This window comes from Haloarcula sp. DT43 (assembly GCF_037078405.1).
Lineage (GTDB): Archaea > Halobacteriota > Halobacteria > Halobacteriales > Haloarculaceae > Haloarcula > Haloarcula brevis.
The window spans coordinates 910,250-931,778 of sequence record NZ_JAYMGZ010000001.1 but is presented as its reverse complement, the minus strand read 5'-3'; the positions used below and the strand labels follow the sequence as shown (position 1 = coordinate 931,778).

23 protein-coding genes are annotated in these 21,529 nt (G+C 70.3%); 19 read left to right on the top strand and 4 right to left on the bottom strand.

Features of this window, described 5'->3' with window-relative positions; translation table 11 throughout:
• Positions 1–21: 21 nt before the first annotated feature.
• The 3 genes from VI123_RS05020 to VI123_RS05010 are packed head-to-tail and all read left to right on the top strand — an operon-like array spanning position 22 to position 1,100.
• Positions 22–213, top strand: a complete 192-nt coding sequence (locus VI123_RS05020; RefSeq protein WP_004517169.1) for a DUF7331 family protein — start codon at positions 22–24, stop codon at positions 211–213.
• A gap of 40 nt (positions 214–253) precedes the next feature.
• Complete coding sequence (locus VI123_RS05015) at positions 254–652, top strand: DUF7322 domain-containing protein (protein WP_336336951.1); 399 nt, start codon at positions 254–256, stop codon at positions 650–652.
• Between the two features lie 25 nt (positions 653–677).
• A complete protein-coding gene (locus tag VI123_RS05010; RefSeq protein ID WP_336336950.1) occupies positions 678–1,100 on the top strand; it encodes a DUF7346 family protein in 423 nt (140 codons plus the stop codon).
• 14 nt (positions 1,101–1,114) lie between these two features.
• Here the strand turns inward: VI123_RS05010 and rad50 are convergent, their stop codons facing one another.
• From rad50 to VI123_RS04995, 3 genes are all read right to left on the bottom strand, one after another.
• Complete coding sequence (gene rad50 / locus VI123_RS05005; RefSeq protein ID WP_336336949.1) at positions 1,115–3,784, bottom strand: DNA double-strand break repair ATPase Rad50; 2,670 nt, start codon at positions 3,782–3,784, stop codon at positions 1,115–1,117.
• 13 nt (positions 3,785–3,797) lie between these two features.
• Positions 3,798–5,027, bottom strand: a complete 1,230-nt coding sequence (gene mre11 / locus VI123_RS05000) for a DNA double-strand break repair protein Mre11 (protein WP_336336948.1) — start codon at positions 5,025–5,027, stop codon at positions 3,798–3,800.
• Between the two features lie 84 nt (positions 5,028–5,111).
• Positions 5,112–5,462, bottom strand: a complete 351-nt coding sequence (locus tag VI123_RS04995) for a hypothetical protein (protein WP_336336947.1) — start codon at positions 5,460–5,462, stop codon at positions 5,112–5,114.
• A gap of 178 nt (positions 5,463–5,640) precedes the next feature.
• On the opposite strand from VI123_RS04995, the gene VI123_RS04990 reads away from it, so the two are divergent.
• From VI123_RS04990 to VI123_RS04930, 13 genes are all read left to right on the top strand, one after another.
• Positions 5,641–5,769 carry a hypothetical protein gene (locus VI123_RS04990; RefSeq protein ID WP_336336946.1) on the top strand — a complete coding sequence of 43 codons (129 nt, stop codon included), beginning with the start codon at positions 5,641–5,643 and terminating at the stop codon, positions 5,767–5,769.
• Between the two features lie 77 nt (positions 5,770–5,846).
• Positions 5,847–6,353, top strand: coding sequence for a DUF7310 family coiled-coil domain-containing protein (locus VI123_RS04985; RefSeq protein ID WP_336336945.1), 507 nt, complete (start codon positions 5,847–5,849; stop codon positions 6,351–6,353).
• A complete protein-coding gene (locus VI123_RS04980) occupies positions 6,350–6,823 on the top strand; it encodes a DUF7311 family protein (RefSeq protein ID WP_336336944.1) in 474 nt (157 codons plus the stop codon). Before VI123_RS04985 ends, VI123_RS04980 begins: the two co-directional genes overlap by 4 nt.
• Complete coding sequence (locus tag VI123_RS04975; RefSeq protein WP_336336943.1) at positions 6,816–8,678, top strand: ATPase, T2SS/T4P/T4SS family; 1,863 nt, start codon at positions 6,816–6,818, stop codon at positions 8,676–8,678. Before VI123_RS04980 ends, VI123_RS04975 begins: the two co-directional genes overlap by 8 nt.
• Before the next feature lie 41 nt (positions 8,679–8,719).
• Complete coding sequence (locus VI123_RS04970) at positions 8,720–10,402, top strand: type II secretion system F family protein (protein WP_407066988.1); 1,683 nt, start codon at positions 8,720–8,722, stop codon at positions 10,400–10,402.
• Positions 10,403–10,436: 34 nt separating this feature from the next.
• Positions 10,437–10,898 (top strand): DUF7283 family protein, encoded by a 462-nt coding sequence (locus tag VI123_RS04965; RefSeq protein ID WP_336336941.1) that lies wholly within the window; start codon positions 10,437–10,439, stop codon positions 10,896–10,898.
• Complete coding sequence (locus VI123_RS04960) at positions 10,879–11,274, top strand: DUF7285 family protein (RefSeq protein ID WP_336336940.1); 396 nt, start codon at positions 10,879–10,881, stop codon at positions 11,272–11,274. The genes VI123_RS04965 and VI123_RS04960 overlap by 20 nt, the downstream gene beginning before the upstream one ends.
• The gene (locus VI123_RS04955; protein WP_336336939.1) at positions 11,271–12,143 is read left to right on the top strand and encodes a DUF7284 family protein; all 873 of its coding nucleotides are present in this window, start codon (positions 11,271–11,273) and stop codon (positions 12,141–12,143) included. Before VI123_RS04960 ends, VI123_RS04955 begins: the two co-directional genes overlap by 4 nt.
• Positions 12,131–15,133 (top strand): DUF7286 family protein, encoded by a 3,003-nt coding sequence (locus tag VI123_RS04950; RefSeq protein WP_407066977.1) that lies wholly within the window; start codon positions 12,131–12,133, stop codon positions 15,131–15,133. Before VI123_RS04955 ends, VI123_RS04950 begins: the two co-directional genes overlap by 13 nt.
• Positions 15,134–15,181: 48 nt before the next feature.
• Positions 15,182–15,610 carry a DUF5791 family protein gene (locus VI123_RS04945; RefSeq protein ID WP_336336937.1) on the top strand — a complete coding sequence of 143 codons (429 nt, stop codon included), beginning with the start codon at positions 15,182–15,184 and terminating at the stop codon, positions 15,608–15,610.
• Positions 15,607–16,497: an SDR family oxidoreductase gene (locus VI123_RS04940; RefSeq protein ID WP_336336936.1), complete on the top strand. Its 891-nt coding sequence runs from the start codon at positions 15,607–15,609 to the stop codon at positions 16,495–16,497. Before VI123_RS04945 ends, VI123_RS04940 begins: the two co-directional genes overlap by 4 nt.
• Before the next feature lie 48 nt (positions 16,498–16,545).
• The gene (locus VI123_RS04935) at positions 16,546–17,730 is read left to right on the top strand and encodes a DHH family phosphoesterase (protein ID WP_336336935.1); all 1,185 of its coding nucleotides are present in this window, start codon (positions 16,546–16,548) and stop codon (positions 17,728–17,730) included.
• Between the two features lie 42 nt (positions 17,731–17,772).
• Complete coding sequence (locus VI123_RS04930; protein WP_336336934.1) at positions 17,773–18,858, top strand: aldo/keto reductase; 1,086 nt, start codon at positions 17,773–17,775, stop codon at positions 18,856–18,858.
• Here VI123_RS04930 and VI123_RS04925 read toward each other — a convergent pair whose 3' ends face one another.
• Complete coding sequence (locus tag VI123_RS04925) at positions 18,859–19,029, bottom strand: HVO_0758 family zinc finger protein (protein WP_336336933.1); 171 nt, start codon at positions 19,027–19,029, stop codon at positions 18,859–18,861.
• Positions 19,030–19,148: 119 nt separating this feature from the next.
• On the opposite strand from VI123_RS04925, the gene VI123_RS04920 reads away from it, so the two are divergent.
• From VI123_RS04920 to VI123_RS04910, 3 genes are all read left to right on the top strand, one after another.
• Positions 19,149–20,285 (top strand): MFS transporter, encoded by a 1,137-nt coding sequence (locus VI123_RS04920; RefSeq protein ID WP_336337377.1) that lies wholly within the window; start codon positions 19,149–19,151, stop codon positions 20,283–20,285.
• Between the two features lie 32 nt (positions 20,286–20,317).
• Positions 20,318–20,788: a DUF7109 family protein gene (locus VI123_RS04915; protein ID WP_336336932.1), complete on the top strand. Its 471-nt coding sequence runs from the start codon at positions 20,318–20,320 to the stop codon at positions 20,786–20,788.
• Positions 20,789–20,867: 79 nt separating this feature from the next.
• Positions 20,868–21,488, top strand: a complete 621-nt coding sequence (locus VI123_RS04910; RefSeq protein WP_336336931.1) for an NUDIX hydrolase — start codon at positions 20,868–20,870, stop codon at positions 21,486–21,488.
• Positions 21,489–21,529 lie beyond the last annotated feature (41 nt).

The window sequence follows — 21,529 nt, the reverse complement described above, 5'->3', positions numbered from 1 at the left end:
CATACCCAAGTTTGACGGCTAATGTCGCACCACGCATCCCCCCACGGCGAGGCGGATAGGTCCGAAGAACTGCGGTCGGAGCCGGCGCTCCCGGACGCCATCCAGACGACCGAGACCTACGAGACCGAGGAGGGGACAGTGTTCTACGACGCGGAGAACCCCCTCGCGTGGTTGCAGACCGATACGGCGCTGACCCTACAGGAGATCGCCTGACAGGAAGTACTTTTAGCCTCCACCTGTCGTAGTTAGTGTGATGGACATCCCCGACGAGGACGACCCGAACGAGCGCAGCGGCGTCCTCTCGGAGAAAAGCGAGTACGAGCCAGAGGAGTTCGACCCGGAGAGCCTCGGGCCGGACGCGCCGTCCCCGTCCGGCGGCGACTACAACAGCGACGCCACGGGGCTGTTCGTCAGGCTCGTCATCGTCTTCAACGTCGCGCTGCTCGCCCTCTCGCTCGGGCCGATGCTGGCGTACTTCGAGGGGCGAGTCGACCTCGGGGTTCGTATCTTCCTCGTCGGCGTCATCGCGTTCGGCTACGGGACGTTCCGGTACGTCCAGTTCGAGCGAGAGCGGAAATCCGACGACGAGGACGGGACCGGGGCGACGGAGGCCGGTGCCGACGGCGCGGAGCCGGGCGACCACAACGGCTAACGGGGCCGACCGGCTATCAGACCCCATGCGTACTGTGCGGGACGACGACGGCACGCGCTACGTACTGCTGAAGGAGTCCGCCGACGCGAGCCTCGTCCGGAACCCCGAAACCGGCGAGCAGCGACACGTCCCGAACGCCGACCTCGAACCCGTCGAGGGCGAGTCGCCGCTTGCCACGGCCGCGACGGCCGTGCCCGACGCCGCGCGCCGCGTCCTCACGGCGACCCACGACGACCGGTCCCTGGGTCTGCTCGTCGAACTCGACGACCGCGGCCCGCTCTCGGTGCAGGAACTGCTCTCCGCGTACGACCTCTGTGAGAGCGACCTGCACGGGCTGTTGGCGGAGTTCCGCGCCGCCGGCCTCATCGCCGAAGCGACGGTCCACGGCCAGCGGGGCTACGAGACGACCGAGACGACGAGCGACGGACTGGCCCGCCTCCGCGACTGAGAACGCCGCCGCGGTCAGGCCAGTTCCGCCACCGTCGCCACGACCTGTTCGACCCGCGAGCGGTTGGTCGTGGCGTCCTTCTCGACACGGACGAGGTCGTCGGCCGCACCGACCAGTTCCTCGTCGTGGCTGACCACGAGAATCTGCTCGACGCCGACCTCGTCGCGCATGTACTCGACGAGATCGAGCAGTTGCGTGACGTGACCCGAGTCCAGGAACACCGTCGGCTCGTCGAGGATGAGCGGCGGCATCGGCGCGGCACCCTCGATGCCCTCCGCGAGCAGGCGGTAGATGGCACACCGCAGGCTGAGGTTGAACAGCGCCCGCTCCCCGCCGGAGAGCTGTTCGGGCTCCAGCGGCTCGCCGTCCTTCTGGTACACCGTGAGACGGTACTGCCCGTCGAGTTCGATGTGGGAGTACGAATCGTTCTGGTACACCAGGTCGAACGTCCGGTTGAGCATCCGTTCGAGCGTCTCGACGTTGCGCTGGCGCAGTTCCGCCCGGAGCGTGCCGTACATCTCCTGGAGCCGCTCGGTCTCCTCGTACAGCGTTTCGAGTCGCTCCAGGGTCGTTTCGAGGTCCTCGCGACGCTCCCGCAGCGACTCCAGCTCCTCGATTTCGTTCCTGACGCCGCCGATGGAGTTTTGTAGTTCGTCGCGTCGCTCGCGTTTCTCCGCCAGCGCCGCCTCGGCCTGCTCGACGTACTCGCTCGCCCGCTGTTTCTCGCTTCGGGCCTCTTCGATGCGGTCCTCGTCGAACGACTCCGCGAGCGCCTGCTTGCGCTCGCGTTTCTCCGCTAGCTGGTCGCGGCGCTGGTCGTTCAGTTCGGCCTGCTGACTGCGCCGCTCGCGCAGGCGCTCGATGTCGTCGTCGCAGTCGTCGATGTCGGCGAGCAGGTCCTCGACGCGCTCCAGCCGTTCGATGGACTGCTTGACCCGCTGGCGCTCCTGGTTGCACTCGGCGACGACCGAACGGCACTCTTCGGCTCGTTCCCGGGCTTCGGCGGCGTTCTCACGTTTCGTCTCCGCCTCCGTCTCGTGTGCCGCCGCGTCCTCGCGAAGCGTCTCGATGCGCTCCCGGTCCGCGTCCAGCCCGTTCTCTTTCTCCTCGACCAGTTGGACGACGTTCGAGCGGTTGTTCTCCAGGGTCGATAGCTCGTCCGCCGTCTCGACTAACTCCGTCGCCGTCTCGTGTTCCGCTTCCAGTTCCGCGACCGCCTCGCGGGCCTCGGCGAGCGTCGCCTCCAGTTCCGTAATCCGCTCGCGGTCTTCCTCAATGGAGTCGACGTGTGGCGACTCGCTCACGTCCTGGCCACACTCGGGGCACTTGCCTTCCTCCAGCAGCGCCTCGGCCTCCGCGAGCGTCTCGCGCTCGCTCTCCAGTTTCGTCTCCAGTTCGGTCACCCGCTGTCGGGCGTCGTCAAGGTCGCCGGCGACGGACTCTTCGTACGACTGTGCCCCGTCTCGGTCGGTCGGCGCGTCCTCGAACCTGGCTTCGAGGGTAGCGATGCGGTCGTCGATGTCCCGTATCTGCTCCCGGCGCTCGGCGATGGTCTCCCGCGCGGATTCGATTTGGGCCGCCAGTTCGTCGGCCTCCTCGCGCTCGTCCGCGGCCCGCGATTCGAGGTCGGCGGCGCTCTCGGCGAGCGCGTCGGCGGTGCTGCTGTGTTCTTTCGCGTCGACGCGCTGGTCCTCGATTCGGCTCTGCAGGTCGTCGTCGCGCGACTCCAGTTCCGCCAGCCGCGCCGCGACGGCCTCCGGGTCGGAACTGTCGAGTTCGGTCTCGGCTACCGTCTCCGCGAGTTGCTCCTGAAGCGATTCCCGTCTGTCCTGCAGGTCGCTGAGACGCTCTTTGAGTTCGGTTCGCTCCGTCTCGGTCTCGGTAATCGTCGCCTCAAGGTCCTCGATGTCGGATTCCAGCGCCGACAGTTCCTCGCGTTTCTCCTCGTACTCTTCGAGGACGGACTCCGCCTGAGTGAGCGTCTCTTCGGCGGTGGCCTTCTGGTCCTCGATGTGCTCGATTTCGCCCTGTAGTTCGGACTCTTTCGTTTCGAGGCCGTTCAGGCGCTCGTGGAGGTCCTTCTCCTCTTTCTCCCGAATCTGGGCGTCGAGTTGGGAGAGCGCCCCCTGCTTGTCGTCGCGCACCCGGCCCACGCCGACGCGGGCGTCGCTTGCGCGCTCGCGGTACTCCTCCAGTTTGCCCAGTTGCAGGAGGTCGTCGAGCATGTCCTGTCGGTCGCCCGGCGAGGCGTTGATGAGCTTGTTCACCTCGCCCTGTCGGACGTAGGCGCAGTTGACGAACGCCTCGCTGTCCATCCGGAGGAGTTCCGTAACGCGTCGGCGCACGTCGCGTGCCCCCTCGTAGTTCCCCTCGGGCGTTTCCAGCACGCACTTGGCCGTCGTCGGTTGCGCCCCGGTCGCGCGGACCCGGCGGGTGAGGTGGTAATCGCCGCCGGCGTGAGAGAACCACAACTCGACGGTGCAGTCGTCGGCCCCGATGGTGACTACGTCGCCGAGGGTCTCGTCCAGCGCTTTCGAGCCGTACAGCGCGAAGAAGCAGGCTTCGAGGAGAGACGATTTCCCGCTCCCGTTGAGGCCGTGGATGACGGTCACGCCGCTGTCCAGCCGCAGGTCGGCTTCGTCGTAGCACTTGAAATTGGATAGCCTGACCCGTTCGAATTTCATCGTCGCCCCTCCATTACAGGAACTCCTCGACGCTCGCCTGGCCGTCGTCGTTCACCGCCGTGCCGTTCTCGGCCTCACTTCCTGCGGACGCATCGGTGTCGTCTGGACAGTCACTCGCAGACGCGTCAGCGTCGGCCGCGAGCGCGTCCGAATCCTCCGAGAGGAGGTCGCGCACGTGCCGTTCGACTTCGTCTTTGACGTTCGCGTCGGCGACCTTCGAGGCGCGAATCGTCTCGTCGATGTCGTGGGCGGCCTCGCTCAGCCCGAGGTCGCGGACGCGCTCGGTGACGGCGTCGTCGGGGTCGGCGAAGGTAATCTCCGTGTCCTGCTCCTCGACGGACAGTTCCCGGTGGTCGGTGACGCGAGCCACGAGCGCCCCGTTGTCGAGCGCGAACGACTCGACGCTGGCCGGGGTTACCGGGTCGCCGTCGCCGCTGATGGAGACGATGACCACGGCGTCGTCGAGGTCGTGCTGGCCGACGCGGCTCCGGACGCGCTCGACGCCCTCCTCCGTCCCGAGTTCCACGTCGACGAAGACGAACCCGCGGGTGTCGAGGCCCCGCCGGGTGATGCGGACCTCCTCGTCGAAGGTGACGATGTTGTAGCCGCGGTCCTCGCGCTCGCTGGCGCTCGCCCGCTCGGTCGAGCCGCAGTAGGTGACCCAGGCGTCTCCGACCTCGCGTTTGCCGGGGGCATGGTTGTCGCCGAGCAACATCGCGTCGAACGCGACCGACGACTCGGTCAGTACTTCTTCGGCGTCCCAGTCGCCGTAATCGAAAGGCTGGAACAGGCCGTGCGTGACCAGCGCGGCGCTGTCGGCGTCGTGCGGGGCGAAGTCGTAGTCGAGGGCCTCGCGCTGTGACCGCGGCACGAAGTCGAGCCCGTAGAAGGCGGTGTCGCCGACGACGGTCGGCTCGTCGCCCAGCCGCGTCGCCAGCCCGAGCGACTCGTAGAGGTCGAGCCACTGAGCGTCCCGCTTTGCCTCGTGATTGCCCACGACGGCGAGAAACGGGATGTCGGCTTCGGCGAGTTCTTCGAGAACGGTCAGCGTGCCCATGATGTCGGTCAGGGCCGGGCGGCGGTCGTGGAACAGGTCACCGGCGTGGACGACGGCGTCGGCGTCGTCCGCGATAGCGTCCCGGACCACCTGCCGGAACGCGTCGAGGAAGTCGTCCCGACGGGCCGGGACGTTGTACTGCTGATACCCGACGTGGGTATCGCCGGTGTGTATCACCCGTGTCATTTGCCCACCCGTAAGCCAGCGCCACCTAAAGAGGTATCGTGACCGGAGTGAAAGTAATCGACGGTAGTGCGGTCGTCTCGGCGGCTACGGCCCACCGTCGGCCTCCGTCGCGGCGTCCCGGTACCGCTGAAATGCGCGCAGTGCTGCCCGGCCTTCGTCGGCCAGCCCGCTCACTTCGTGTTCGGCCTGTGCGACGGCCGCTTCGAGCCGGTCCACCCCGAACGTATCGAGGAAGGCGACCGCCGCGTCCAGGTCGTCGGTCGCGTCGCTCGCCTGCTGGATGACCGCCCGATAGTCGGCCTCGTCGCCCGTACCGTCGGTAGTTGCCCGGTTCGCGCCCCCGCCGTTCCGCTCGGCTACCGCGGTGGTTCCGTCGTCGCCCTCGCCGTCAGCGAGCGCCGCGAGCGCCGCCTTCACCTGGTCGCTATCGGCCATGAGACGGCGTGGCCACGGCATCCGATATAAACCCTCGCCGGGACCGGTCCGGACAGCAGCGGCTTCGACCGCACAGACTGGTTAGAAAAGCGTACAGTTTAGTGAGATGGATGGTTTGGTAGGACTAACGGGCCGGCGTCAGAGCCACCTACCGAGACATCATCGAACGGGACTTACCATGCTACTGAACGGCTTTCGCGCTGACGACGAAGCGCTCTCCTCGGTCACAATCGTAGCGCTGCTGATTCTGGTAACCCTGCTCGTCTCCGTCGTCCTCGCGCTGTTCATACTCGGTACGGGTGGGTGAGACCGCGCGTTCCCTCGCGGGCACTGCCAACCGTCCGCCCCCAGCGTTCAAATACCAGCACGGGACCAGGGACGGGCGTGACAGACATCGAGACGCTGGCCGAGCGGCTTCGCACGGTCGAACGCACGGTCACGGACGGCGCAACGGAGTTCCCCGAGGTGACGGAACTCGGCGAGGTAGAGGAGCGGGTGGATAGCCTCGAACGGCGCGTCGAGGACATCGACGAGCGGACGGCAGAACTGGAAGCAGCCACCCAGGCCCTCCGCGGGTACGTGGGGAACGTCCGAACGGTCAACGAGGAGGTCGAACAGCGCGCCGACGCGGCGCTGGCGGCGACTGACCGACTGGAGGAGCGACTCGACGACGCACTGGCGGCTCGACAGGCGACCAGCCCGCCGCCGGCGGCCGACCAGCAGCGGGGGGCGACGACACAGGGGCACCCGAGCCCGGCGGCCGGCGACGGTCGCCCGAGTACTGCGGCCGGAAAGCGGGCCGACTTCTCCGCCATCACCGACGGCGGCGACCCCGACGAGGTGGAGCCGTCGGACGCGGGCGTGTTCGGACGTCTCCGCGCGCTCCTGTGATATCCCGGCTGGTTCTCGCCGTCGCGGTCACGACCGCACTGGCCGGTGCAACGGCACCCGCGCTGTCGACGGCCCGGGCGGACGCGGCCGACGGGACGATGGAGCGGCAACTGGACGAACTGGCGGCCGAACTGACCACGCTGGTAGAGACTGACGACGCGACGCCGCACGGTGACGCACGGCGCGTGGTCGGGCTACGGCTTCCCGCGCGGACGTACACCAGCGCCCACGTAGACTATCTCCGGTTCCGCGAGCGGGCCGGTGTCGGCGTCGCGACCTGGAAAATCGGGTCCCGAGAACGGACCGAACTGCTGGTCGACGTCCCAATCCGACCGACGGTGCCGACCGACAGGCTCGAAGAACACGGGTCCCATCGGCTCCTGTTCGTGTTGACGCGGTCGGACGGTCGGCGCGTGCTGACAGTCCATCGGTTTAAGTCCGAAGCCGGGGCGAGAGGCGGCCATGCATGAGTGGCTCTTCGGGTCGTCGACGGCGGACGACTGCCGCTGTGAGACGACCATCGAGGGTTCGCGGCTGGTGGTGACGACGGACGACTGCCCGGGGGGTGGCGACCTTGCGGCCTCGGCCGCGTGTCGGGCGACGGTCGTCGAATCACTCCCGTCCAGCGGTGTCGAGACCGTCGTCACAGAACGGGCGGGCCAAGAACGGGTGTACGCCGACGGTGCCGCGGCGGTGCTCACCGCTGCTGGCCGGTTCGTGGAGAGGGTCGCCTCGCTGGACGAGCGGCTCGCAGACCGCGCCCGCCGGGACCCCGTCGCCGCCGCGACGGAGGCCGTCGGGCGGGCGGGACCGGTCGCCGACGTGGCGGCGGAGACCGGATTGGCGGTCGCAACGGAGGGGTTCGACACCACCGAGCGGGCGCTCGCCGCCTACACCGGGCCGACGGTGAGTGACGCGCGTGTCGGGACAGCGCCGCCGCCAGCGGCGTCGCTCCGCGACCGGCGGACACTCTCGACGGAGGCCGTCGTTCGGAGATACGACACGGCCGCGGAGCGATTGCCAGTCTACCACATCGAGCCGCGGGAACAGCGGTTCGACGCGGGGACGACGGAGACGCTCGTCGACGCGTACGAGCGGGTGGCCGACGCCGCCGCCGACGGGGGCTGTCGCCCGTACGACGCGGCGACCGAGGTGGCCGACAATGGCACGACTGCGACCGCCGTCGGGGCCGTACTGGAGAAACACACCGACGGCCTCGGGGTTCTCGAAGACGTCTTCGCCGACGAGCGGGTGTCCGACGTGTTCGCGACGGCCCCCGTCAGCGACACGCGACTCCGCGTGCGGTGTGCCGGCGAGACGATGCGGACCAACGTTCGGCTGACGCCGTCGGGCGCGAACGCGCTGGCGTCGACGTTCAGGCGGTCGAGCGGGCGGGCGTTCTCGCGGGCGAACCCGACGCTCGACGCGACGGCGACGGTGGCCGACCGACAGATTCGGGTCGCCGGCGTGAGCGAACCGGTCAGCGACGGGCTCGCCTTCGCGTTTCGTGCCCACGACGGCGACGCGTGGCGGCTGGCCGACCTGGTGGACAACGGGACGATGCCGGCCGCCGTCGCCGGCCTGCTCTCGGTCGTCGTGGAACGTGGCGGGGCCTGTCTCGTCGCCGGCCCCCGCGGTGCGGGCAAGACGACGACGCTCGGCGCGTTGCTCTGGGAACTGCCCCGCGAGACCCGGACTGTGCTCATCGAGGACACGCCCGAACTCCCGGCGTCGGCGCTCCGTGACGACGGCCGGGACGTACAGGCGCTTCGGACCGCCAGCGGGGATGGGCCATCGGTCGATGCCACGGAGGCCCTGCGGACCGCGCTCCGGCTGGGGGAGGGCGCGCTCGTCGTCGGCGAGGTCCGCGGCGAGGAAGCCAGCGTGCTCTACGAGGCGATGCGCGTCGGCGGTGGCGACGGGGCCGTCCTCGGGACGATTCACGGCAACGGCCCCGACGCGATTCGGGAGCGGCTGGTGTCGGATCTCGGCGTTCCGGTCCGGTCGTTCGCCGCGACGGACCTCGTGGTGACGCTGGCCCCGCCCGCGTCTGAACACGGCCGCGGCGTCGCGTCCGTCGCGGAAGTCGTCGCTCGCGGTGACGGCGTCGCCTTCGAGTCGCTCCACGAGCGCGACGGACCGACCGCGACCGCCACCGGCCGCCTCAGCCGGGGCAACAGCCGTCTGGTCGGCTCGCTCGCCGCGCCGGGCGAGTCCTACGCCGAGGTTCTCGAAGCCATCGAGGCGCGAACCGGACGGTTCGCCGAACCGGGAGCCGGTAGCGAGCGTGCGAGCAACGCACCCACAGTCGAGGAACAGCAGTGAGTGGCCCGGATAGTTCGAGCGAGTCCGTCGACAGCCCGACGGTGGCTGGCGCGCTCGCGGCGGCCTATCCGGGCAGTACCGAGGTGCCCGACGAGTACCGCCGAGCGTGTCGGTTGCTGTCGCTCTCGCCGCCGCCGGAGACGGTACTGACCGCCAGTTACGGCGTCGCCGTAGCCGGCTCTCTGCTCGCAGCGGTCGGCGTGTGGATGCTACGCGGCCCGGTAGCGACGACCCTGGTGTTCGGCGTCCTCGGGCTGTCCCTGGGTATCGCGGCGCTGGGACGGTACGGCGTGCCGTTCGCCGCGGAGGCAAAGCGCATCCGGACGCTGGGGGCCGCGCCGTCGCTCGTGATGACGCTGGCACTCGGTGCGACGCTGTGGCCCAGCGCCGAGCGGGCTGCGGCGTTCGCTGGACGGGCCGGAGACGGCCGACTCGCCGCCGAACTGGAGCGCCATCGGCAGAGAGCCGCGGGCACGCCACGGAGCGGGCTCGGAACGTTTGCGTCGGCCTGGGGGGACCGGTTCCCGGCGCTGGAACGCGCGGTCGGGCTAGTCGAGAGCGCGACGGCGGCTCCGGCCGAGGAACGGCCGGAACTCCTCGGCCGCGCACGAAAGCGCATCCTCGACGGGACGCGCGACGAGATGGCGGCGTTCGCGTCCTCGCTCCGTGGCCCGGCGACCGGGGTGTACGCGTTCGGCGTCCTCCTGCCGCTGGCGATGGCGTCGCTGCTGCCCGCCGCCGCTGCCGCGGGCGTCCCGGTCACCGCGCCCGTGCTGGTCGGGAGTTACGGCATCGCCTTGCCCGCCGCACTGTTGGTCGCCTGTTGCTGGCTGCTGGGCCGGCGACCGGTCGCGTTCCCGCCGGCGACAATCCCGCGGAGCCACCCCGACGTGCCGGCGACCGCGCGTCCGTCCGTCGCTGCCGGGGTCGTCGCTGGGAGCGGAGGGTGGGTACTCGCCGACGCGCTCGTGGCTGCGTGGGCCGCCCCCGTCGGCGCACTCGGTGCGGGCGTCGGGAGCGCGCTCGTCGTCCACTACCGGCCAGTCGCCGAGGTCCGCGACCGGGTCACCGCCGTCGAAGCAGGCCTCCCGGAGGCGCTGTCCGCCGTCGGTCGCCGGCTTGACCGCGGCCACTCGGTCGAAGCGGCGCTCGTCGAAACCGCCGACGAGACGCCCGAGCCGACGAGTTCCGTCGTCGACGCCGCCGTCGCGCGCCAGAGACAGCTCGGGGTCGACATCGAGGGCGCGTTTCTGGGCCCCGGCGGTGCGCTCGCCGAGGTCCCGAGCCAGCGGGCGCGTCGGGTCGCGGTGTTGCTGGACGCGGCCGCGACAATCGGCCCGCCGGCCGGGGAGGCCGTGACGACGATGGGGGAACACGTGGCAGCGCTCCGGACCATCGAGCGCGAGACGCGACGCGACCTCGCACAGATTACCGAGACGCTGTCGAACACCGCCGCGCTGTTCGGCCCGCTCGTCGGCGGCGCGACCGTCGCGCTGGCCGGGTCGATGGGTGGCGGCGAGCGGTTCGCCGCCGTCCCCACCGCGCTGCTGGGGCCGGTCGTCGGCTGGTACGTCCTCGCGCTCGCGGTGTTGCTGACGGCGCTATCGACGGGACTCCACCGCGGACTGGACCGCGCGCTGGTGGCGTACCGCGCCGGCCTGGCGCTCCTGTCTGCCACGGTCACCTTCCTCGTCGCCGTCGTCGCCACCGGGCTAGTGGTCTGAGCGTTTAAATGTGAACGCGCGGCCAGACCGGCCCATGTTCGAGACGCACGTCGACACGCTGTACCTCTGGGTCGGCCTGGGGACGGTGAGTGTCGCAGTCCTGGGGATTATCGTCGGCCTGCCGACGACCGCCCCGCCGGATGCCACGGGCGCGGCAGCGACCATCGACGAAGTGGCCACTAGCCCGCCCGGGTCCCTCGCACACCGGCGGCTCGTCGCCGAGGAATGGGCGCTCGACAGCCGACGAATCCGCCTTCGGACCGACGGCGGGACGGCGACGGCGCGGTTGGTCCGCCCCGTCGTTCCCGCACGGACTGACCAGCTCCGCACGGTACTGGCCGGGGAACGACCGAGCGCGGTGTATCACTCGACCGACGCGTTCCGCCGGGACATCCGCGAGGGACGAAACACGGAGGCGGCGTGGCGACCGGCCCCCGACCGGCTGACGGTCAGGCACGTCGCCTGGGGAGGGAACGATGTCACTATCGTCGGCTAGGGCAACGACAGAGCCAGTCGCCGCGCTCGTCGCCGTCTTCGCCGTCGGGCTCGGCCTGGCACTGTACGCCGGCGTCATCGACGACGCGTTCGGGACGCTGGACGACGACCGAAACGTCGCTACACCGACTGCCGACGCGGTCGAGGGGCGGCTCTCGACGGCGGGCGTCGTGCAGCCCGCGAGGCTCGGCGACGCTCTCGGTGCAGTCCCGGCTCGCTACCGCGGGAACGCGACCATCACAGCGACGACTGGTGACCGGTGGGCAGTCGGCCGAGAGCCGCCCAGCGGGGCCGACACCGAAACGAGGACAGTGAGCGTGCGGGTCGGTCCGGGGGCGGTCCGTCGCGGAACGCTCACTGTACGGGTGTGGCGATGACCCGGGCGGTGAGCGCCGTCGCCGACGTGACGGTGTTTCTCCTGCTCGTCGGTGCAGCCGCGGGAGCCATCGTCGGCGGCGTCGGAAGCCAGGCGTCGACGGCGACCGCGAACCCCGCCGCGGCCCAGGCGGCGACACTGGCGACGAGCACCGCGAGCGTCGAGTACGACCTCGTCGTCCCGCCGTTCGAGGGACACGAACCGCCAGACAGCGCCACGCGGCGACGGCGAACGAGTCACGGGACCGTCGCGGAACTGCTCGGGGAGGCGGCGATGAGCGGCGTCACCGTCGACGGCGAGCGGCTGTCGAACGCCGGCAAGAACTTCGAGTCACGCGTCGGGGCGACGACGCGTGACAGACTCCACAGCCGCGGGCACAGAACGGCCGTCCGCGTCACCTGGTCGCCGTATCCCGGTGCGCCGGTCGGCAGCGCGTACCACGTCGGCGACCGACCGCCCGAGACCGTGGACGTGCGGGCAGCGACGGTGACTGTCCCCAGCGGGATGGAGAACGTCTCGGAGCCGGCACGCGACGCAGCGAGGACGAGCGGCTACGAGGGTGTGGCGGCGGTCGTGGCCCGGAGTGTCGTCGACGGGCTGTTCCCGCCGGCGCAGTCCCGGTACGCGCTCCGTGGTGGGTACCCGGCAGACGTGCTGATGCGGGCGCGGTACGAGCGGATGGCCGAACTGACCGGGACCACCGTCGCCGTCGAGCGCGATTCGACGACCGAACTGAACCGTCACCTGACCGCGGCGCTGGCGGCGACGCTTCGGACCGACATGCGGTCGCGGTACGACTCGCCCGACGACGCCGCCCGTGCCGTCCGGACGAGCCGTGTCCGCGTGACCGTCAGGACGTGGTCGCCGTGAGAGGCGACACCCGCGGCCGGGTCCCATTCGCACTGCTCGGCGTCCTCCTGCTGGTGAGCAGTCTCACGCTGGCCCCGACGTTCGTTGACGACCCGGCACCGGGCGCGACGAGTGTCGAGCGGGCCCTGGACCGGGCGACGGCGGAGACGCAGGTCGCTGTTCGTGACGGGGTCTCGACGGCTGGTCGGCGGGCGGCGGCGAATCCGGTCGTCACGCCGGCCGATACGTCGACGGGACGGGTCCTGAACGACTCGACGGCGTTCCGTGACTCGCTCAGGGTCCGCGCCTATCTCCGGGTCGCGGACCGGCTGCGGGCGGTGTCTACCCGGAGCGGGGACGTGACCGTAACCGCGAGGCTCCCGGCGGTCACGAACGCGACCGACCTCAGAGCGGCGAAACGCCGCGTCTCGGTCGAGCGCGCCGGGCCGAACGGGACCGCGATGCGGGCGACAGTCGAGGATATCGCGCTCACGGTCCGGCGGAACGGCGAGGTGGTTTCGACGCGGCGTCTCTCCCCGACCGTCGTCGTCCCGACGCAGGCGCTCATGCTCCACGACCGGGTGTCGACCTACCGGGCGCGGCTGAACAACGGCCTCGGCGAACCGGGACTGAGCCAGCGGTTGACGGCCCGACTGTATCCGATAGCGTGGGCGCGGGGATACGCCCAATACGGCGGCGCGGGTATCGAAAACGTCGTCGCGAATCGACACGTCTCGCTGGCGACGAACGGCGCGCTGCTGGGCGTCCAGCGGTCGACCTTCGGCCGGAGCGACCCCGCCGGTCGCCGCGCCGTGACGGAGGCGACGGCGGTGACGGGAATCGAGGACCTGATTCGCGGGAGCCGGGGGACGGCCTACTCCAGCGCAGTGCTCGACCGAGCCGAGTACAGACCGGCCAGCGACCGGCTGCCGGCTCCGAAGTCCACGGTCAGTCCCGACCCGGCGGACGCGATGGTCGTCGGCGTCAACGAGACGGCCGACACGGCCTTCCGGACAGTCGCCGGGCCGTCGGCGCTCAACGCGACGCTCAGGGACGCCTACACCGTCGAAGTCGCGCTGGAGGTCGACGAACGCCGCGTCGGCGGCGGACCGCCGGGGACGCCGCCGTCCCCGGGTTCCGATTGGACACTGGTCGACGAGCGGACGACGTACTCGGCGGAGGCGGTCGGGAACGCCAGCGGCCACGTTACGACGCCGGACGGCTGGCACGCCTTCGAGACGTTCGGCCGGACCGTCGAGCGACGGTACACGCGAACCGCCGTCTGGCAGAACGGGTCGCTACGTCGGCGCACCACTGCCGCCAGTACGTCGCGGCATCGCGTGTCGGTCGCCGTCGTCGGCCGTCACCACGGGCGCTCCCCCGCGCCGAACCTGACCGTACGGACCGCCCACGAGGCCGACGCGAGCCCGGTCGACGGACCGAATCTCGCCGACGTGGAACCGAAAGCTATCGACCGGCTCGTCCGCGACGCCGGCGGCCGAAACGGGGTCGCCGAGCGAGTCGTCGAGGACACTCTGGGCCGGACGGAGACGACGGTGACGGCCGACCGGCCGCCGGAACTGCACGACTGGGTGTACCGGGACCTGATGGCACTCCGAGCGGCGGTCCGGAACACGACGGTCACCGTCGAACGGGGGCGCGTCGGGACCTTCGACGTGAATCCGCCGCGGGAACTCCGGGACCGAGTCAGGCAGCGCCGCGCCGCCCTCGCGGACGTGCCGGACACCTACGACAGTGCGGCCCGGAAGGCACGCGTCGCGGCCCGGCTGACCTATCTGAACGCGGTGCTGGCGGAGTTAGACGCACAAGCGGCGGCGCGGAACAGGAGCCGGGAACGGGTCGACACGCAGCTATCGGCGCGCACTAACGGGTCGCTGCGTGCTCTCCGCCGCGGATTGACGGCCCGTGAAACGCCCGTCCCGCGCTCTCGCCCGGTCCCGGTCGGCCCGGCCGGGCCGGTCAGAACACGGGTCGATACGGCAGCGCCGTACCTGACGCTCGCCGCACTGGACGAGGACCGGTATCGCGCCCTCGACGGGCGCGAGCACCCGCTGGTCGCGCGGAACGTGAACGTGTTCACGGTCCCCTACGGCGACGCCGCCGACGCCGTCGTCGGCGGTGTGGCCGAGTCCGGCAACAGAGTGCGCCTCGCGACGGCGGCGAGCACGCTCGCGGCCGCGAACGAAACACTCGGGAACGAGTCGAACGCCACGCTCGCAGCGGAACGCGACGCTCTCCAGCGGGACGTCGAGACAGCCAACGAGGAGATGACCACGACGCTCCGGCTGGCCGTCGCCCAACACACCGACGCGGGGAGAGGGGAGAGCGAGGCCGTCGTCGCCGAGGCGATGGCCCGCTGGGACACGTCGGCGGCCCGTGCGCTGGCGCTTACCAACGGCTCCGCTCAGAACCGGGTCGCCCGAATCGCCGGAGACCGGCTGAACCTCACGCGGGTCGAACGCGATCGGCTCCGATTGAGGCTCCTTTCCGTCGAGACGCCGGCGACGAACCCGACGCTCGAATCGACGAACGGGACGGCAGCCGCGGTTCGGTCGGTCGCCGAAGCCGAACTGCGCCGTACCCTGGCATCAGCCGGCGAGCAGAGGGCTCGGCAGGTCGCCAAGCGCCGACTCGGGACGGACACGCTGCCGGCGGGACTGCCGCTGGCACCGCCGGTCGCACCCTGGTACGCGACGGCAAACGTCTGGTGGGTGACCGTCGAGGGCGAGTACGCCAGGTTCGCCGTCTCCACGAGCCACGGCCGGCCGAGCGCGCCCGGGGCGCGGACGACATACGCACGCGACGGACACAACGTCACGCTCGACGTCGACGGCGACGGGGCGGCCGAGCGACTGGGCACCGCCGACCGCGTCTCGTTCAGGGCGGAGACAGGCGTCGTCGTCGTGGTCCCGCCCAAACCGCGCGGGGTCGGCGACAAGGGCGGTACCGCCGTGGAGGAGTCAAGCGGGTGGCCGGACGCGGGCCCCTGAGCGGACCGCATAACCGAAGTAAAATACCCCGGGACCGTACCGACGGCCATGCTTCGAGGCGAGTTTCCGGACGCGGGCGAGCAGGCACCCGAAGAGTTACTGGCGGCCTACGGCACCGTACTGGCCGAGACAGTCGAGACAGTCGGCGTCGATGGCGTCGCCGACGCGACGGGACTCGACCGGGCGACGGTCGAGGCGTTCGCCAGCGGGGACATCGCGGACCGGACGCTCGACGAAGCGGTCGCGGTCCTCTCGGCCGGCCCGGACCGGCCGGACGCCGACGCGTTGCAGGCCGAGGCCCAGGACATCCTACTGATGGGGATGACGACGGCCGTGATGGACGTGGAGTCGCTGGCTTCCGGCATCGACGACGAACTGGAGCCGAAAGAAATCCAGCAGAAAATCGAGGGCCGCTACCCCGTGACGCTGTCGGAGTACGCCCTCCTGCACAGCCACATCGAGGGTGAAAAGCGGTGACGGACCGCGTCGCCATCCTGGGCTGTGGCTACGTCGGCCTCGAACTCGGCCGGCAGTTGCAGGAGGGCTACGAGGTCGTGGGCGTTCGCCGGTCGGAGGACGGTCTCGCGGCTATCGAGGACGCCGGCTTCGAGGCGGTCCGGGCCGACGTGACCGACGCCGAGTCGCTGGCGGCGGTACCGGACGCCGACTGGCTCGTCTTCGCCGCGAGTTCCGGTGGTAGAGGGGCCACGGCCGCCCGCGAGGTGTACGTCGAAGGGCTCCGGACGGCCATCGACCACTTCTGGTCGCGGGCCGACCCGCCGGAGCGGCTGGTGTACACCTCGAGCACCGGCGTCTACGGCGACCACGACGGCGCGTGGGTCGACGAGGAGACACCGCTTGACCCACAGACCGAGAAGACCGAAGTGCTGGCCGAGGCGGAACGGGTCGCCCGCGAGCGGCCGACGGAGTACGGCGGCCACGGCTCGGTCGCGCGGTTCGCCGGCCTGTACGGCCCGGACCGGTATCGGCTGGAGCGGTACCTGGAGGGACCGGTGACCGCCGGCTACCTGAACATGGTCCACCGGGCCGATGCGGCCGGTGCGGTCCGGTTCCTGCTGACCGAGAATCACCGCGAGGAAGTCGTGCTGGTCGTCGACGACGAGCCCGTCGAGAAGTGGGCCTTCGCCGACTGGCTGGCCGAGCAGTGCGAGGTCCCGTTCCCGCCGAAACAGACGACGGCGGAACGGCTCGCCGACGACGACCTCTCCGAGACGGCGACGCGCCGCATCCAGACGAGCAAGCGGTGTTCCAATGACCGACTCCGCCAACTGGGCTACGAGTTCGAGTACCCGACGTTCCGGGAGGGGTACCGCGACGCCGTCCGCGAATACCGGCAAAACTGACGCTTTCGGGGCGAACTTTATTACTGATAGGCTGGCGAACAGCGTGGTATGACACGCGTTGCCGCCGGCGGGCTGCAGGTCGACGCCGCCGCGGCGTACGCTAGCGAGAACCCCCTGTTCGTCGCTGGTGTCGCCCTAGCGCTTCTCGCCCTCCTCGGTGCCGGCGTCTGGCTGTGGCGGTATCTCAGCCGGACGCCCGGAGAGCGGCTGCGGCGGGTACTCACGGACTACGACCGCATCGGGGTGTTGATGCACCCGAACCCGGACCCGGACGCGATGGCCTCCGCGCTGGCGGTCAACCAGCTCGTCGCCGGCACGGACACGTCGGCGTCGCTGCTGTACTCCGGTGAGATACGCCGACCGGAGAACCGGGCCTTTCAGACGGTTCTGGACCTGGATTTCGACCACGTCGAAACCGCCGAGGACATCGACGCGGAGGCGGTCGTCCTCGTCGACCACAACACGGCGCGTGGCTTCCCCGGTGCCGGGGACATCGAGCCGGTCGCGGTCGTCGACCACCACCCCGGCGACGGCACCGGTGAGGGGTTCACCGACGTCCGCTCGGAGTACGGGGCCTGTGCGACCATCTTCGCGAGCTACTTCAATCAGTTGGAGTTCGAGTTCAGCGACACACAGGGGACCGGGAGTATCGACATCGACGCGGCACCGGCGGAGACCGTCCCCTGCGCGCTCGCGACGGGGCTCATGTACGGTATCCAGTCGGACACCCGGTCCCTGACGAACGGCTGTCAGTCCGAGGACTTCGCGGCGGCCGCGTTCCTCTACGAGGGGATGGACAGCGACCTGCTCAACCGCATCGCGAACCCCCAGGTCGACGCCGAAGTCCTCGACGTGAAATCGCGGGCCATCGGACGCAGGGAAGTGCGAGCCCCCTACGCGTTCAGCGACGTGGGCGAGGTGTCGAACACGGACGCCATCCCGCAGGCCGCGGACGAACTGGAGACGCTCGAAGGCGTCTCGGCGGTCGTCGTCGTCGGCGAGAAGGAGGGGACCATGCGCATCGCCGGGCGCTCGCGTGACGACCGCGTCCACATCGGCCGGGCGATAGAGGCCGTCGTCGACGACATCCCGATGGCCGAGGGCGGCGGCCACGCCCGGATGGGCGGCGGCAAGGTCCCGGTCGAGCACATGGCCGGTCTCGGCCCGAGCGACGGCCTCTCCCGCGAGGACTTCCGCGAGCGGGTGTTCGCCGCGATGAGCGGCGAACTGTAGGGAAATCTCCGTCCTTTTGTCGCTGCCCATCCAACGGCCGGTATGGCCACACGGGAGGCGACCTGGGCGTACCGGGACGACCACGACGAGTTCGCGCGCACGTTCTACCGGCGGTTCGGCGACGGCGTCGTCTCCAGCATCGGCGTCGGCACGTATCTGGGCGACCCGACCGACGAGCGGGACGCGAGCTACCGCGACGCCATCGTGACGGCGCTGGAATCCGGCGTCAACGTCGTCGACACGGCGATAAACTACCGCCACCAGCGCTCCGAGCGCGTCGTCGGTGAGGCCGTCGCGGACGCCGACGTGGACCGCGAGGCCGTCGCCGTCGCGACGAAGGGCGGGTTCGTCCCCTTCGACGGGGAGCGGCCGGACGACCCCGGCGCGTTCGTCCGGTCGGAGTACCTCGACACCGGCGTCGTCGACCGCGAGGACCTCGTCGCGGGGCAACACTGCATCGCGCCCGACTACATCGACGACCAGCTCGACCGGTCGCTGACGAACCTCGGGCTCGACGCCGTCGACCTCTACTACGTCCACAACCCCGAGACGCAGCTGAAGGCGAAGTCCCGCGAGGAAGTGTACGACCAGCTCGAGGCGACGTTCGAGCGCCTGGAAGAGCGGGCGGCTGCGGGCGACCTGCGCCACTACGGCGTCGCGACGTGGGAGGCGTTCCGCGTGCCCGCCGGCCACGACAGCTACCTCTCCCTGCCGGCGGTCGTCAAGCGCGCCCGCCGAGCGGCGTCGACCGTCGGCAACGCGGCGACCCACCTGCGGGCGATTCAGCTCCCGTTCAACGTCGCGATGGCCGACGCGTTCACTGTCGCGTCCCACGACGGCGCGGAGGGCCCCCAGTCGGCGCTGTGGTTCGCCCACGAGGCCGGACTGGACGTGTTCACCAGCGCCTCGATAATGCAGGGGAAGCTGGCCGCGGACCTGCCCGACGACGTGGCGGCGAAGCTCTCGGGCGAGACGACCGCACAGCGCGCCATCAACTTCGCACGCAGCGCGCCGGGCGTGACCTGCTCGCTGGTCGGCACGGGATCGGTCGAACACGCCCGAGAGAACGTCGACGCCGGGCGGTACGAGCCACTCGGCGCGGACGCGTTCGACGCCGTCTTCGAGTAGCTAGCTGAGCTCCTTCCACTGGCTGCCACACTCGGGACAGACGCGCACTTTCCCGACCTCGTCCGGGTCGTTCTCCGTCGAGAGCGGCTCGTCACAGTTGGTACAGGAGAGCCGTCCGTAGTTGTCCTTCTCGACATCGCCGGCCCGGAGGGCCTTCCTCACTGAGTCCATACCTGCCAGTGTGCTACCCGCGTGTAAAAACCCCGTGGCGGCGTTCCGGAACGTTGTTGACGTGGTCCACCCTACCGCCGGTCGTGTCCCGTCGTCGCGTCTTTGGTTCGCTCCTGGGGATGGTGTTTTGCATCAACATCGCCAGGGTCGTCTTCGCGCCCCTCATCGAGCCGATTCGGGCGACGACGGGGGCCTCCGACGCGACGCTCGGCCTGCTCGCCACGATGGTCTGGGCCGGGAGCGCCCTCCCGCGGCTTCCCACGGGCGTCCTACTGACCCGGCTGTCGCGGGCGAAGGTCATCTTCGGCTCCGGGGTCGTGCTGACGGTCGGCACGGCGTTCACCGCGCTCGCGTTCGACCCGTCGCTGTTGCTCGTCGGCGCGTTCACCATGGGGCTCGCGAGCGGCGTCTACCTGACCGCGGCGAACACGCTGGTCAGCGAACTGTTTCCGGACCGGCCCGGCCGCGCGCTCGGCCAACACGGCGTCGCCGCCCAACTCGCCGCCGTCGGCGCGCCCGCGCTCATCTCGTTCGTCCTCGTCGTCGGCACGTGGCGGACCGCGCTCCAGGGGATAGCCGTCGCCGCGGGCGTGGTGACGGTCGCCTTCACCGTCGTCGCACTCCGCTCCCCGATGCCCGACGCCGGGAGCGAGGACAGCGACCTGCTGGGCGCGGCACGGGCCCAGTGGCACATCATCGCCACCGCCGTTGCCACCATCGGCGTCGCGGGCCTGGTCTGGAACGGACTGTTCAACTTCTACGTCACCTACGCCACGAGCGTCGGCCTCACGCCCGGACGGGGTCGGACGCTCCTGTTGGTCGCGTTCGGTGCCGGCGTACCGGCCTTCTACGTCAGCGGTCGCCTCGCCGACCGGCTCCCGTCGGTTCCGTACCTCCTGACGATGCTCGCGGCCTTCACCGGCTGCGTGCTGGTGTTGCCGTCGCTGACCGGATTCTGGTCGCTGGCCGCGTTCAGCGTCGTCGTCGGCTACGTCATCCACAGCATCTTCCCGGCGGTAGACGCGTACCTGCTGGGCTCGCTCCCGGACCGCCACCGCGCGAGCGCCTACGCCACCTACGGCGCGGGGATGATGGTGATGCAAGCGCCCGGTAGTGCCGTCGTCGGCGGCCTGTTGGATGCCGGCGTCACGTTCCCGACGCTGCTTCGGGGTATGGGGCTCGCGCTGCTCGTCGTCCTCGTGGCGATGGTGTCGCTGCACCTCGACGGCCGGCTGCCCAGCGCCGCCCGAGCCTAAAGGCTGAAGCCGCTCCGTGCCGCGTCCCCTGTATGGACCTGCCACCGGACGAGCTGGCCGGCGTCGTCGACCTCTTTGGCTCGCTCACCCGGGCGGAACTGGTCGACGCCTGCGGCGAACTCGCCTTCAAGCGGGGCGTCGACGCCGACCCGGACGCGGTCGCGGCGGCCGTCGACGACGCCGTGGACTCGTACCACCTCGTCGCCGTCGACGACCACGCCGCCGACACCGACGAGACGCTGTTCGTCGTCGGCCCGGTCGCGTTCCCGGTCCTACCCGACGGCGCGGCCGACTTGCCCCACATCATGGACGTCCCGGCCCGCGACCTCGCGCGCGACGCCGTCGTCGAGGCCGTCAAGTCGCGCTTCCGGGAGGACGCGGTGATGGCCGTCAAGAACGACGACGGGGACCGCGTCGAGACGTTGCTGGACGTAAGCTACGACATCGAGGCCTGGGAGAACGTCGAGATGGACGGCCTCCGGGACCGTCTGGACGACGTGTAACCCCCATCCTACACGATTAAATCAACAGTCTGGGGAGCGAGCCACCCGAATTAAGACGACGCACCACGTATCCAGGCCTATGCAGTTCGACCGGGTCGCGGCCCACGAGCCAGTCGTCGTGGACGACGAGCCACAGGAGGCCGCCGTCATCGCCCCGGTCGTCACGCGGCCGGAGGGAGAGGCGGTCCTGTTCACGAAACGCGCCGACCACCTGTCGGACCATCCCGGGCAGATGTCGTTTCCAGGGGGCGGCCGCGAGCCCGAGGACGAGGACCTGCTGCGGACGGCGCTGCGGGAGGCGAACGAGGAAATCGGGCTCGACCCGATGGCGGTCAACGTCGTCGGGCGGCTCGACGACATCCGGACCATCACGCGCTACTCCGTCCGGCCGTTCGTCGGGCGGATTCCGGACCGCGACTACCTGCCCTCCGACGAGGAGGTCGCGGAGATAGTCACCCTGCCCGTGTCGGAGCTGACTGACCTGGACAACTACGAGTCCGAGCACCGCGACCACCCCCACTACGGCGAGATTCGGCTCCACTTCTTCTACGTCGACGGCTACACCGTCTGGGGCGCGACGGCGCGGATGCTCGTCCAGTTGCTCGAACTCTCGACCGACTGGCGGATGCCCCCCGAACCCGACCGGTACATGGAGCCGGACGACGACCTCCCACCGAGCGTGCGCGACGAGGTCGAGTGAGCCGGCTGGGATCGAGAGCGACAGGATTTTGCGGACCCGTG